Origin of the sequence: Nocardia sp. NPDC127606, from assembly GCF_042671725.1 — a bacterium.
GTDB lineage: Bacteria > Actinomycetota > Actinomycetes > Mycobacteriales > Mycobacteriaceae > Nocardia.
Genome location: NZ_JBHXWQ010000001.1, coordinates 374264 through 388308, shown reverse-complemented (window position 1 = coordinate 388308; position 14045 = coordinate 374264). Strand labels below are relative to the sequence as shown.

Annotated in this window: 7 protein-coding genes; 4 read left to right on the top strand and 3 right to left on the bottom strand. The window is 64.1% G+C overall.

The genetic code is table 11. The features are described 5' to 3' along the window. Positions 1–10 precede the first annotated feature (10 nt). Entirely contained in the window at positions 11–1168 is a 1158-nt protein-coding gene (locus tag ACFVJ5_RS01845; RefSeq protein WP_379218035.1) for an AAA family ATPase, read from the bottom strand. A 969-nt stretch (positions 1169–2137) separates the two neighbouring features. Between ACFVJ5_RS01845 and cas3 the strand changes: the two genes are divergently transcribed. Genes cas3 through csb2 form a run of 4 tightly spaced genes read left to right on the top strand, consistent with a single transcriptional unit; the run spans position 2138 to position 9048 of the window. Further along, on the top strand, positions 2138–4516 hold the full coding sequence (gene cas3, locus ACFVJ5_RS01840; protein WP_379218034.1) for a CRISPR-associated helicase Cas3': 2379 nt from the start codon (positions 2138–2140) through the stop codon (positions 4514–4516). Further along, positions 4507–6648: a type I-U CRISPR-associated protein Csx17 gene (gene csx17, locus ACFVJ5_RS01835; RefSeq protein ID WP_379218033.1), complete on the top strand. Its 2142-nt coding sequence runs from the start codon at positions 4507–4509 to the stop codon at positions 6646–6648. Before cas3 ends, csx17 begins: the two co-directional genes overlap by 10 nt. Then, complete coding sequence (gene cas7u, locus ACFVJ5_RS01830) at positions 6645–7613, top strand: type I-U CRISPR-associated RAMP protein Csb1/Cas7u (protein ID WP_379218032.1); 969 nt, start codon at positions 6645–6647, stop codon at positions 7611–7613. Before csx17 ends, cas7u begins: the two co-directional genes overlap by 4 nt. Position 7614: 1 nt before the next feature. Continuing rightward, a complete protein-coding gene (gene csb2 / locus ACFVJ5_RS01825) occupies positions 7615–9048 on the top strand; it encodes a type I-U CRISPR-associated protein Csb2 (RefSeq protein ID WP_379218031.1) in 1434 nt (477 codons plus the stop codon). Positions 9049–11569: 2521 nt separating this feature from the next. On the opposite strand, the gene ACFVJ5_RS01820 is transcribed toward csb2, so the two are convergent. Continuing rightward, positions 11570–12994: an NlpC/P60 family protein gene (locus tag ACFVJ5_RS01820; protein WP_379218030.1), complete on the bottom strand. Its 1425-nt coding sequence runs from the start codon at positions 12992–12994 to the stop codon at positions 11570–11572. 265 nt (positions 12995–13259) lie between these two features. Beyond that, positions 13260–13811 (bottom strand): DUF6676 family protein, encoded by a 552-nt coding sequence (locus tag ACFVJ5_RS01815; RefSeq protein ID WP_379218029.1) that lies wholly within the window; start codon positions 13809–13811, stop codon positions 13260–13262. Between the last annotated feature and the right edge of the window lie 234 nt (positions 13812–14045).

Below are 14045 nucleotides of genomic sequence, written 5' to 3'. Positions count from 1 at the left end.
TCCGGCGCACTCACTGGGGCGCGACGGAGCCGGCGGGCTGGGACTGCTGCCCGTTCACCGCCTGCGGCACAGGCTGCTGCTGGGGCGGCTGGGGTACCGGCGGTTGCTGGGCGGCCTGACCGTTGGCCTGTGGGGCGACCTGCGGCAGGCCGACCGTCTGCAGCACGCGCTTGATGACGTCCTCGGGCGAAACCTCGTCGGCCAGAGCGTCGTACGAGAGCACCAGACGGTGCCGCAGCACGTCCGGGATGACCTCGACGACGTCCTGCGGAACCACGTAGTCGCGGCCACGGATCAGCGCGACCGAGCGCGCCGCGGCGATGATGCCCAGGCTCGCGCGGGGGGACGCGCCGTAGGAGATCCAGCTCGCCACGTCCTCCATGCCGAACTCGGCGGGCGTGCGGGTCGCGGTGATCACGCGGACCACGTAGTCGACGAGCGCGTGGTGCACGAAGACGTTGGCGGCCACCTTCTGCAGGCGGATGATGTCCTCGGGATCGAGAATCTGGTTCGGCTCGGGCGCGCTCACACCCATCCGGTAGATGATCTCGCGCTCTTCCTCGACCGAGGGGTAGTCCACGACGACCTTGAACAGGAAGCGGTCGCGCTGCGCCTCGGGCAGCGGGTACACGCCCTCGCTCTCGATCGGGTTCTGGGTCGCCATGACCAGGAACGGATCGGGCATCGGGTAGGTCTTGCCGCCGATCGACAGCTTGCGCTCGGCCATCACCTCGAGCAGTGCCGACTGCACCTTGGCGGGCGCGCGGTTGATCTCGTCGGCGAGCACGAAGTTCGCGACGACCGGGCCGAGCTCGGTGTCGAATTCCTCGCGGCCCTGCCGGTAGATACGGGTACCGATGAGATCGGTCGGCACCAGGTCCGGGGTGAACTGCACCCGGGAGAACGAGCCGCCGACGACCTTGGCGAAGGTTTCCACCGCAAGAGTCTTCGCGACGCCCGGCACACCTTCGAGCAACACGTGTCCGCGCGCAAGAACGCCCACGAGCAAACGCTCGACGAGCCGGTCCTGACCGACGATAACCCGCTTGACCTCGTAGATCGCCTTCTCGAGAGTCTGGACGTCACGCTCCAGGGTGCTCGGCGTGGCCGTACCGGCGTCCTTCGCCAGCTTCGGCCCGCTCACACCTTCCGTCGAAGTCACCAACATCCCCGCTTTCGCTTTGGTCCTGTGCGTGCGGCACCAACTATTCCATTGAATCGCCTGGCGTGCCGCAACCGGCCAGGACTACACAGCAATTCTTCATATCAACCGGTCGTCGTCCGGGCGCGTACCCACGCCACGTCACCCACCAGATGACCCCTTTGAACAGTGCAGACACAGGAACAACCGGCGCCGGGCGATCTCGACGGGCGCACCGCAGACTGTGCCCACATCACGTCCAGTCGTATTCCGAGTCTTGGCAGGCGTTGGCTACCAGCTTGTCCAACCACAGGCTTCAGTGTATGAATCTCCAGCCTGCCCGAGCCCGGCGACCACTCACCCCTCACAGCCGATGGGCAGATGCTGCGCACCAAGCGGAGCGACGGCCCGGCCGCCTGGGACGGCAGCAGCGAGCAGCCCTCCTCACAGACCAAACCGACTGTTATGCACTGTTTTTCAGCCCAGAGATGCTTGCGCAACCCTCCATGCGCGCAGTAACGTGAGCTCACCGATCGACAATCTATTTCATTATAGATTTGGGATCGGACACTGACCCGCAGGGAAAGGCCAGCCCCTGTTGGTGGATCGCTGGATCGAGCCCAGAACCCGCAAGAAGGCGAGTCACGCACGGCAGCGCGCACGGCCCGAATTGCTGCGACTGGGGAGAGAAGCCCGCTGGACAGGTTTCGCTGGCTGGAGAACACACCCGCGTGCGTCATAGAGCTGCGGCCGGAAGAGGCCGGAGTGATCGCTGATCAGCTCGGCCGTACCAAAAATCGATAATGCCGCAATGGAGTCCGGCCTCTGCCGTCCCCGCAGGCCAGCTGAGGGGCAGACCATCGTTACGCACAACGTGGCCGACTGCAAGCGTCACTCGGGGCCAGTGGATCGCTGACATACAGGATCCTCGCCATAACCGTTCATGTCGGTAGCCAGTGATAGACCGTGGTCCATCCGAGAAGGGGTTCAGATCCAGTGAAGTTTGTCGAATTCGCGCAGCGTGCGACAGGTTCAAGCGACGTTCCGTACCCGTATCAGCAACGCTTGGCCGAGCAAGGGCTACCCGACCTACTCGAAGTCCCCACCGGCTCAGGCAAGACGCAGGCCGCAGTCTTGCCTTGGCTGTATCGACGCCTCCACACCGGCTCTGACGCACCCCACTGGCTGGTGTTCGTTCTACCTCAGCGGACATTGGTGAACCAGACCCACGGAGTGGTGCGGAACTGGCTCGACAACCTGGGCGCCGACACCGGTCTACACCAGCTGATGGGTGGCGTAGACCCAGATCGAGACGAGTGGGTAATGGATCCGGCGAAGCCTAGAATCTTTATCGGCACTCAGGATATGGTCCTGTCCCGGTTGCTGATGCGTGGATACGCCGAGTTCCGGACCACCTGGCCGATCAGCTTCGGACTGCTCAATTCCGGCGTTCAGTTCGTCTTCGACGAGATCCAGCTGATGGGTCCTGGACTGCCCACTTCCCTCCAGTTGCAAGGGCTTCGCGAGAAGCTAGGAACAGCGATTCCCTGCCATTCGATGTGGATGTCCGCGACGGTCGACCATGCCGCGCTCCGCACCATCGATTTCAGCCGCGAGTTCACACACGTCACGCTGGCCGAAGCGGACAGGGCGAGCTCCCTGCGTGGCCGCCTCGAAGCCGTCCGCCGAATCGTCCGCCTGGGGCTCGATGGCGCTGACAGCAAGACATATCCGCATCTGCTGGCAGCACAGGTTTTGTTCGAGCATCGTCCCGCGACAAGAACTCTTGTTGTCTTGAACACCGTGGATCGTGCGATAGCCGTCTACCGCGACCTCGTCGCGCGGAAGCCGGCCGCCGGGGTCGTGCTTCTTCACTCGCGTTTCCGTGCCGACGACCGCGAACGCCATATCGATGCCGCTACCACCAAGGCCCTGTCCGAAGCAGGACTGATCGTCGTCACTACTCAGGTTCTCGAAGCCGGTGTCGACATCACCTCAGAAACCCTGATTACCGAAGTAGCACCATGGCCGTCGATCGTCCAGCGTGTTGGCCGGTGCAATCGGTACGGCGAATCCACTGCGGCCCGAGTCCTGTGGGTCGAGCCGGCGGACGACAAACCAGCACTGCCCTACAACGAGGCCGACACTGCTGCATCAGCGCGAAAGCTTCTCGAACTCGAAGGCACGGAAGTGACGGGCGAGGCTCTCGGTACTTGCGGCGTTTCGGTTTCCGCTGTCGTACATCCGGTATTGCGCAAGCGAGACCTGTTGCAACTCTTCGATACGTCGCCGGACCTGTTCGGCAACGACATCGATGTGAGCCAGTTCATTCGCGACCAGGACGACCGCACCGTATCCGTCGCGTGGCGTAGGGCGCCAGACACCAAGAGCGAGGACGCTGATCGACGGCCCGTATCGCGAGACGAACTGTGTCCGTCTCCGGTGATCAAAGTTCGTGATCTCATCGCCAAAAAGACTGTTGCCGCTTACATCTGGGATCAAGAAGACGGCAGCTGGCGTCAAGCACAAACGGGTGACGTCCGACCCTCCGCCGTCCTGGTTTTCGACTGCCATTCTGGCGGCTACCGGCCGGAAATCGGTTTCGATCCGACCAGTCGTCAACCTGTCGTGCCGGTCGCAGTCGCTGACCAGCCGACCGCGGATGATTCCGAAGCCCGCGACAACGACCCGCTGAGTATGAGTAGCGCGGGCTGGATCGACCTGGCAACGCACCTGAACGACACACGGGTACAAGCCGTTCGACTGATCGAGGACCTAGGTGCCGCCCGCTTCCTACCGAGCGCCTTCCTCGATGCCTGCATATCCGCCGCAGCACTGCACGATATCGGCAAGGCCCACAACATATTTCAGGACTCAATTCGCAAAGCCTCGGTTGACACACCTCCACCAACCGGCGACACGGTGTGGGCGAAATCGCCGAGCAGAAAACAGCTCCGCCACGCTCGACCTGGATTCCGACACGAGCTCGCAGGCGCACTAGTTCTCCACTCCCCCGAATGCGAGCTACTCGCCGACCAGAAGGAGCCAGAACTGATCGTCTACCTTGTCACGGCTCATCACGGCAAGATCCGGCTGACCGTTCGGCCGCTCGACGGAGAAGACGCGAAAACGATTCTCGGCATCCAGAGCGGCGACAGGGTTCCTGCGGTGACCTTGGCCGACGGCACCGAGATTCCGACCGCTGATCTCACTTTGGCGCCGTTGAGGCTCGGACAGGGTTCGCTGACCCAGCGCGCCCTCGACCTGCGTGACCGGCCCGACCTCGGCCCCTTCCGGCTCGGGTTCCTCGAGGCCGTCGTCAGATCCGCTGACTGGCACGCTTCTCGCGAAGGAGAGGACTGCACATGCCGGTAATCGATCTCCCTGGCTGCCGAAACACCTCCCTGGGTGGCTACCTGTCCGCGCTGGGAGTCCTGCGCACGGTCACACGCCAGTTCGATGCCGAAGCGACGGGGCATTGGCAGGGCGATGAATTCGCTCTGACAAGCAGGTTCAGTAATGTCGCCGAGTTGATCAGGGAACTTGCCGCTGAGTTTCAGCCGTTGCCGATCGTCTCGCCCTGGAACGCCGGTTCTGGATTCGCGGGAAACGGCAAGAGCGCCACAGCCGAAGGTCTCATCGCGTGGGTCGAGAACAGTTCCGATCCTCGGCTCGTCCAACTACAGGCGGCGGTGCGGGCTTGTCGCCTCATCGTGACAGAAGGTGCCCGGCACGGACTGCTGGGTGATTCGACGCTGTGGAGCAAGGACGCCAAGGACGACGTGCTGCGACTGTCGCGCAACCTGTTGCCCGACGATGCCCTCGAATGGCTCGACACCGCCGTTGCACTCACTGATGGCGATCCGGTCTACTCCCGCCTCGTCGGAACTGGTGGAAACTTCGGCCGCCTCGAGCTTTCTGCCACCTACATCCGTTTCAGCAAGCTTGTGCTGGAGAATCGCAACAGCGTGGACTGGCTCGACGCCGCACTGACCGGTCGAGCGGATGTTCAGCTCCCCAAAGAGTCTCTCGGACAATACGATCCATCCGGCGTTGGCGCTCCCGAAGAGTCTAATTCGATCGGCAACCCGTGGACCTTCCTGTTGCTGATCGGTGGAACGACCTCCTTTTCGACAGCGGTTGTCCGTCGCCACGGCAGTGCGTATGCCAGAGCCGCTCTGCCGTTCCAAGTCCGCTCGACCGCAGCCGGATTCAACTCCGCGGCGCTCGGCGAGAAGGCACTTGCTGAACAGTGGACACCCGAATGGTCCGAGCCGATGACCGCAACCGAAATCGACCATCTTCTGACCGAAGGTCGGGCCGACTGGAGAAACCAGCCCGCGCATACGGCCCTCGACATGATCCGATCGTGCGGGACGCTGGGGACCGCCCGCGGAATTACGGCTTTCGGCCGACACATTTTCGTCGAACGTCTCGGCCGAAGCCCTCTCGCGGTCTACGGGGGCCGAATCAAGATCGACGAGCATCCGGGAATCCGTACCCTCGAACCGCTGGACCGCTGGATCGAGACCGTAACCCGGACTAAACCACCCCGGGCGATCGAGACGACCCTCAGCACGTTGAAGGAAGCTATCTATCAACACGCCGGCTCCGGCAAACCCTCCGATCTCGTCGCTGTATTCGCATCGATCGGTCAACTTCGTCGCGCACTAGACCGTTCGACCACCAGCCGAGAAGCCTTGGCCGGTCTCAGGTTCCCTGATCCACACCGGGTCCTGACAGGTCTCATGCCCGCCCGACAAGAAGACATCCATCTCAGAATCGCGCTGTCCATCGTGACCGGCCACGACCGGAAGGGTGATGTCAACGCTGTTCGACTCGCCGACCTGAATGCCGGTCTTTACGCAGCCTTGCTGTCGGCTGTAAAGCGGCGGGCTCAACCACGGCCTGTCGCCGAACCAACAGATCATTCGGTACCGAAATCAGCGGTGAAGGGTGCGCGGATCGCCTACCGCAAAGGTCTGGATATCGATGTCGGTGACATCGTCGCGGTAGCACGAGGCGAGATCGAGTCCGAGCGGATCGCGAACCTTCTAGCTGGACTCGACGCGGTCCGGTGGCCGGAGGCTCCCAACGCAGCATGGACGCAGGTCGACGACCGACACACAGACCGCCAGGTCAACAGCGACCCCGCCATCGACCTACTGCTGCAATTCACCACTACCGAGCAGGTCATGATCGGCAAGAAAGACGGCAGCCGACGCCTCGCCACTCTGTGCCCTGGCTTCGAGTGGCCATCGTTGCTGGCTGCCGGCCGCACATCCGAGGTACTCGAAGACGCCGCTCAACGACTTCGCCTAGCTGGCCTCCGATTTGTCGCGACCCCTAGCACTGCGCTGAACAGCGACCACCTAGCGGCAATTCTGCTATTGCGCAGCAAGCGCCGCGACCGGTTTCAAGCGCTGACGCGGATCGCCGTACCACTCGAAGACCGTCCCACCGCTGTCGAGCTCGAATCCCACTCTGACGAGGAGATCACCGCATGACCAACCGCTATGTCTACGATGTCGAGCTCGCACCGCTGTTGGGTAGCACCTTCCAGCCGACCGGATTCCCCGATATCGGTGCCGCCGTGTTCAACCGGTTCGAGGATGGGAAGGAGATCCCCTCGTTGCTGGTGGAATCTGTGCAGTCGATGGCCAACCGATTGGAAGCAACCGCCTGGAACATCGCGGCGAACGCCCCGCGGGACGAGGTTTCGGGGCTCCCCTGGGTCCGCGTCGTCCGGTCTGGCACCGACGACTTCCTCACCTCGAGTCGACTCGAAGCACACCGCCTAGCGTCACCCTTCGTACACACCGCGACGCTGAACGGCAAGACGATCCGGTCCCTGATCGCCGAAAGAATGAATCTCACCAAGGACACTCCGCTCGACCGTGCCCGGATCGTCCGCACAGTGGCCGAATTGGATCCGTTCTGTCTGCTGCACGGCGTCTTCTTCGCCCATAAGGATTGGTTGGGACAGCCGAGATTCCCTCGGGTTACGTCGGCGGTGATCGAAGCCCACCATGTGCAGAAGGCTGTCAGCGGCGGCCGCAAGGCAGACATCGTCCGACACCAGCTGGACAAGGACGGTGACGGAGGTGGCACCAGCGAGGGCTACGGTTCGGTGCCGTTCACCCGCGTCGAGTGGACCGCCAAGGAGATCGTGGCGTCGTTCGCGGTGGATGTCGGGTTGATCCGGTCCTACGGCTTGCCGCAGTCGGCGACCGAGCTGCTGGAGTCGTTGGCGCTGTGGGAAATCCGCCAGTTCCTCGACGGTGATCTGCGCTTGCGCACCGCGTGCGACCTGGAGATGATCAGCGAAACCCGACCACGCCGCGATACGACACCGCCATTGCCCTCCGCCACAGAGCTCGAGCAGCGAATCACAGCCGGGCTGGCTGCCGCGGCTGGTTCCTTCGGCGACGGCGAGCCGATCACCGTCGAGTGGTCGGGAAAGAAGAGCTGAAATGCCCACTGTTCTCGCGCTCTCGTTCCCGTTCGGACGGTTCCATGCGACGCCGTGGACGAGTCAGGTCAACCAAGCAATGGTGGAGATTCCGCCGTCCCCATGGCGGTTGCTGCGAACGCTGTATTCGGTGTGGCAGACGCGGTGCCCTGACCTGCCGTCGGCCGATATTCACGGCTTGCTCTCGGCCTTAGCTGAACTGCCCGAGCGCGTGTACTTTCCAGAGCACACGATGTCTCATACCCGCCACTACTATCCCGACACCACCACAGGTACCGACCGCATGTTCGATGCTTTCGCTGTGTTCCAGCGTGATGGAGAAATCGCGTTCCAGTGGAAAGATGAACTTCCAGCCGCCCAAAAAGCCGCGCTCGAAAAGCTCGCCCTAGAGATCCCCTACTTCGGGCGCGCCGACAGCGTTTGCACCGCCCGCGTCGCCTCAACCTTTGAGGGAGCGGGACATCAGGAGTGGGAGCCCCTGGGAATTGACAAGTCCCTCACCAGTTTTCGCTCCGTGACCTCCGTACTGGCCCCTGACCAGCCCCTACAGATTCAGGAACTGCTGCGAACGCCAGCTGAGGTGCGGAGTACTGGCCTTGCGATTCCGCTCGGTTCTCGCCTGGCTCCATTCGGTACGTTGACCGACAGTCACGTGTCAAGGCCGACCGCCCGGCCTCCGCAGGCGGACAAGCTCATTACTGCAGTTCGGTTCGACATCCTGCAGCCCGCGCTTCCGCCGGAAACCGACACAGTCAAACTGACCGATCTGCTACGACGGGCCGCGATCCGCCAGTGCACCAACCTCACTGCAGGGCAACCACCCCAAGATTCGATGATCGCGGGTAAAGACGCGACTGGTGGCCAACTCGAGAACAGAGGGCACGCGCACTATCTGCCGATCATTGAGGATCGGCGAATTGTAGGCCTCATAGCTTGGGCGGCTGGCGGATTTCAACCGCATGAAGTGCAGGCATTAAAAGGGCTACGACAACTCTCCAGCGGCAACCCTGCTACGTCTGGGCGGAGCCTCAAGGTGGTGCTCCGGGCAGCGGCGGTCGGGTCACTAAAGGATGCCTATCCACAGTACGAGCGCTGCACAAAGACCTGGGAATCGGTAACTCCTTACACCCCTTCGCATTACCGAAACAGGGGAACTGAGGAGGAGTACCTACACCGGGAAATTCGTCGTGAGTTGAATGTTGCCGGGATCACCCAGCCAGTCGATATTCAGCTCATCAGCCGACCGTGGACCGACTGGGTCCGGCACCGCCCGTCAGTGCAGCGGAACAACCGCAGCGGCCAAGGCCGAGCCGACAAGCCGTCGACCTTCGTTCGCCTCAGGTTCCCTGAAAATATCTCACCGCCCTCAGGTGGCCCGATAACACTGGGACACCTGAGCCACTTCGGCCTAGGCCTCTTCAAACCAGCCGACTGAGTCCCTCCCAGCATCTGCTCTTTGACAACTCCACAATGGCCAGGACTCGACTGCGGTGGTGGCCGGACCTTCCACCCTCACACCTGACTTCCGGCCTTCGCGCCGGACTCCATTGCGGCGTCCACAGGATCTCGGTGTCGATGAACGGGATCGGTCTGGTTGACTTCCGGCCTTCGCGCCGAACCCCATTGCGGCACCGATTGCTCGGGCATGATCGACGGCCGCGCGCTCTGACTTCCGGCCTCCGCGCCGGACACCATTGCGGCGAGCACCAGGGCCTAGATCATCGGTCCGGTCGGGCCCCGATTTCCGACCTCCGCGCCGGACTCCATTGGCGCAAGAAGAACGGGTTCGGCACTGCGGGCACGCTGAAACCGGCTTTCAGTCTGCGGGCCGGACTCCATTTCAGCACGACATCCCCAGATTGTGGGGCATCGATTACGGTCAGCTCTGTCCCCGCCCCAAGGCCGGACCCCATTGCACCGAGAACTAGGTCCTGTACTTCCGGCCTTCGCGCCGACCCATTGCGGCCAGTCCCTGGCTGACTTCGAGTCGCTCGGCTTTACGCTGACTTCCGGCCTCCGCGCGGACTCCATTGCTGCGGGCGGCCCCGATCGGACCACCCAACGACAACGCCGATGACTTCCGGCCTCCGCGCCGGACCCCGTTGCGGCACCCATCGCGACTGCCGAGCAGGCGATCCCGACCTACACCTGACTTCCGGCCTCCGCGCCGGACTCCATTGCGGCTTCCAGCGCGATTTCGTCATCAAGCAGCGAGCGTCGGGCTGACTTGTGGCCTCCGCGCCGGAATCCATTGCGGTACGTCGACCGCGCGGCCGCTGGGATGATCGAGACTGGACTTCCGGTCTCCGCCGGGCGGGACTCCATTGCAGGACGACATTCCCGGATTCTGGAGCTTCGATCACATTCAGCTACCTTCCGGCTCCAAGGCCGGACTCCCTTGCGGCGTGCCCGGTGACGCCTCCCCGCACGGCAGCAAACGGCCTGACTTCCGGCCTCCGCGCCGGACCCCATTGCGGCCACTCGGGGCAGTCCGCAGGGGCCTGCTCCCTGGCTTCCGACCTCCGTACCGGACACCATTGCGGCAGCGCGTACTCAGCGTCGTCGGCTCGGCCGGCCTTCACCTAACTCCCTGCCTCCGCGCCGGGCACCATTGCGGTGGGCCGATCACGGTCGAACATGACGCTGTAGAGGCCGCTGACATCCGGCCGCCGCACCGAACTTCATTGCCGCACGATGTCGCCGCGCTCTGGGCTTCGATCACAGTCAACTGCATTCCGCCCCTTAGGCAGGACTCCATTGCGGCCAGCTCGACCCGACGGTCATCCTGACCAACGACGGCTACTGACTTCCGTCGTCCGCGCCGGACTCCATTGCGGCTGCTGCCCCGTGCAAGAGGCTGACGGGCCCAGGCACCGCTGACGTCCGCCTCCAACCCGGAGTCCATTGCGGCAAGGAACACGTCGTTGCCAATCCGACCAAGGCCTTCAGCTGGCTTCCGACTTCCGCCCAAACTCCATTGCGGCATCAACCACGCTGACAAGTCCGGCGACAACGCCGCACCTGGCTTCCGGCCTCCGCGCCGGAACCCATTGCGGCTGGGCCTCACCCGAGTGCCCGAAGTGGTCGGCCGCGCGCAGCTGACGTCCGGCCTTTGCGCCGGACTCCATTGCGGCCGCGTGGTTCCGATCTCGCGCGCTAGGTGCGATTCCTCCTGACTTCCGGCATCCGCGCCGGACTCCATTGCAGCAGGCCGGTCCCGGCGGCGATTGCCGTCACCGAACTGCACCCTGACTTCCGGCCTCCTCGCCGGACTCCATTGCGGCCTCAACTGAATGCTGGTCTCTTCGCCCTTGAGCCCTGACTTCCGGCCTTCGCACCGGACCCCGTTGCGGCCCGGGCGATGGCAGCTATTGCGTTTCGCCGTGGATCTGACTTCTGGCCTCCGCGCCGGACCCATTACGGCAACGAGGAAGGCGCCGCGAACGCGGTCGCCGAAGCCTGACTTCCGGCTGCCGCACCGGACTTGATTGCGGCTCTGCGCGATCCGACCAGGTCGTTGCTCCGACATCGGCCGATGTCCGACCCTCGAGCCGGAGCATGCTGCGGTCTCCAGGTGCCGCCCTTTCGACCACTGCTGCATACCTGCCATCCTTCCTGTCATTGGGCTGGACTCCATTGCGGCACGTCGTTCGCCATGTTCGACAGCAGTCGGTTGAGCTTCTGACTTCCGACCTCCGCGCCGGACCCAATTGCGGCGGTGCTGGCCACCGCTTGGGCAGCACGATGACCGCGCCTGACTTCCGGCCTCCGCGCCGGACTCCATTGCGGCATGCCTTGCCGCCTTCGGGGAGCAGGTACACAGCGGCTGCCTTCCGGCCTCCTGGCCGGACTCCATTGCATCTAGACCCTGAAATCTCGCATCGCGAGCGATTCCCACTGGCCGCGATTCGCGGCATCCCGGCTGAAGCAAGCACGCCCAAGCAGAAGCAGATCCTTCAACTAGTGACAATGCGGACCGCGTACGGCATGATGCCGTCTTCGCGGACCGGGGAAATCCGAACGACGTCGCCGGACTGCGGGGCCTCGATCATCTTGCCGTTGCCCAAATACATCGCCACGTGTGCGCTGCCGCCGGGGCCCCAGAACAACATGTCGCCGCGTTCGCGGTCGTCGACGTCGACTCGGGTGCCCGCGTTGTATTGGTAGCCGCTGTAGTGAGGCAGAGAGACACCAATGCCCGCGAACGAATACAGCATCAAACCCGAGCAATCGAAGCCGACCTTGTTGTAGTCGCCGTGGGCGTCGCCGGTGCCGCCGTCGCGGATGCCGAGGGTTGGGCCGTCCTCGTCGCCGCCGCCCCAGGCGTAGGTGACGCCGAGTTGCGACATCGCGCGGTCGACCACGGTTTCGATCGCGGCCGAACCGGTGACCTGGGGCTGGGAGGGGCGCGGTTTGGTTCGGCGGGGGGAGGCGGGGGTGGATTCGAGGTCGGTGTGTGGGCGCTGGCCTTCGTTGAGCTGGGCGGCGCGGTCGCGGGCGGCCTTGTCGGCGGCGGCGCGGGAGGCGGCGGCGTTGGCGGCGGCCAGCAGGGCCATGACCTCGGCTTCGCGCTGGTCGTCCCAGGCCAGGAAGATCTCGCGCTGGCTCTGCAGCCCGGCGACGGTCGAGCGGGCGACGTCGAGGGCGGACTGGGCCGCGCTGCGGTCGCGACGCAGGTTGTCGCGAGCCACGGCCTGGGTGTCGAATTCGGATTTCGCGATGTTCACCGCGGCTTGGGCGGCGTCGCGCTTCTGCTCAGCCCCGGCGGCGGCGTTGTCGGCGTCGGTCTTGGCCTGCCGCGCGGCGGAGTTCTGGTTGGCCTGGGCGACCTGGGCGCGGCGCAAACCGTCCAGGACCTGTCGCTGGTTCTTCGACACCATGCCGAGCACCTGCGCGCGATCCATCGCGGCGTCGGGGGTGGAGGAGGCGAGGTAGGTGACGACCGAGCTGTTGGCGGGGCGCACGTACGCCTGGGTGGCGACCTGATCGAAATCCTGGCGTGCCACACCGACTTTCACCCCCGCGTCGGCCAGCTGGGTCTGGCTGTCGGTGACCGCGGCCGCGGCCGCGTCGGCGGCGTCGCGCGCGGTCTGCAGGTCGACGAGTGCCTGGTTGACCGCTTCCCGTTTGCCCGCGAGCTGGTCGTCGAGTTCGCGTAACTGCTGATCGGCCGCGGCGACGCGATTGATCAGTACGCCGATCTCACTGACCCGCGCGTCGACCTGGGCGCCCGCCCCGGCGATCTCACCGTCGGACGGATTGGGTGGAGGGGGTGGCACAGCAGCGACCGGTCCCGCGGCGAGCAGCACTGCCACCACCGCCAGCAAACCGATCGCTATTCGTAATAGACCTGGTTCGTCCTGCCTGCCCGCACTGCGCACGGCACCTCCGAGTATCTCGACTCGACATACGCCACCGGCGCATCAGTCGAAACACCGACCACAAGAGTCGACCAATGCCCCCTGTACCACTGCATTCACGATCGCGTTCATCGCAACCGTACGACACATAGTTCTCAAAGGAAACATCCGTCACAGCGGGGCGCGGCATCAATTCATCGATTGCTCGGAATTTGCCTGACGAAGGACAGCTTTCTACCGAAGAAAACAGACCGTTGGTCTGGAAATGTGACTGTAGTGAAACCAGTTAGTTGGCGGATCCCGCATCGACGTGCGGTGACGTGGGGGCGGCCGGCGCGTCCACATCGGGACCGCGGCGGACCTTCACCAGGTACAGCCCGGCGATCACGAGCGCCGTGAGGGTCAGCAACACCATGGTGATGACGCCCCAGGAAACCCCCTCCGGCTGCTCGAGCCGGTCGACGAAGGCCTGCACGGCCTCTTCGGGATGGTTGCCCTTGTACTTGGCCGCATCCTCGGCCCACTCGAGCCGAACCCGGCTGATGGTGTCGCTGTAGGTACCCAGCCAGTCGTCGCTGAACACGGCGACAGTGCCGTGGGTGTTCTCGCCGACCTCGGTCGCCAGGTCACGTAGGCTCGAGTCGTGGCCGGGATTACCGGGAACGACGACGACGCTGAGCGGGATCCCCTCGGATCGCGCCTGCGCGACGATCGCCGCCAGTTTCTCCTGATCCTGACCTTTGGGGGCCGCGACGTGATTGTCGGCGAGGTCGGACGCGACGCTGCTCAGCACGGTGTTCGGCGGCAGTTCGGCCGCCATCGGCGCAAAAGTGGTCATCTTCCATCCGGTCTGTCGAGCCACGATCGCCGGTGTCGCGACGGGCGTCCAACACTGCCAAGGTGAGCGTCACTGCGTCTTCCCCGACTTCGCTCGTCAGGCACAGTACGCGACTCGGCGTCGGGCTACGCCTGCACGGCACCACCGACGGCCCCCGCGTATTTCATAGGACAAGCGTACTGTTAGGATCGTACGGCGAGGAAACAGGCATCTCACGGTGCCGGATACCCCCTC

Bases quoted from the DNA above. Each gene is read 5' to 3' on its own strand.
- ACFVJ5_RS01845 (WP_379218035.1), bottom strand. From the start codon at position 1,168: ATGTTGGTGACTTCGACGGAAGGTGTGAGCGGGCCGAAGCTGGCGAAG.
- csx17 (WP_379218033.1), top strand. From the start codon at position 4,507: ATGCCGGTAATCGATCTCCCTGGCTGCCGAAACACCTCCCTGGGTGGC.
- cas7u (WP_379218032.1), top strand. From the start codon at position 6,645: ATGACCAACCGCTATGTCTACGATGTCGAGCTCGCACCGCTGTTGGGT.
- csb2 (WP_379218031.1), top strand. From the start codon at position 7,615: ATGCCCACTGTTCTCGCGCTCTCGTTCCCGTTCGGACGGTTCCATGCG.
- ACFVJ5_RS01815 (WP_379218029.1), bottom strand. From the start codon at position 13,811: ATGACCACTTTTGCGCCGATGGCGGCCGAACTGCCGCCGAACACCGTG.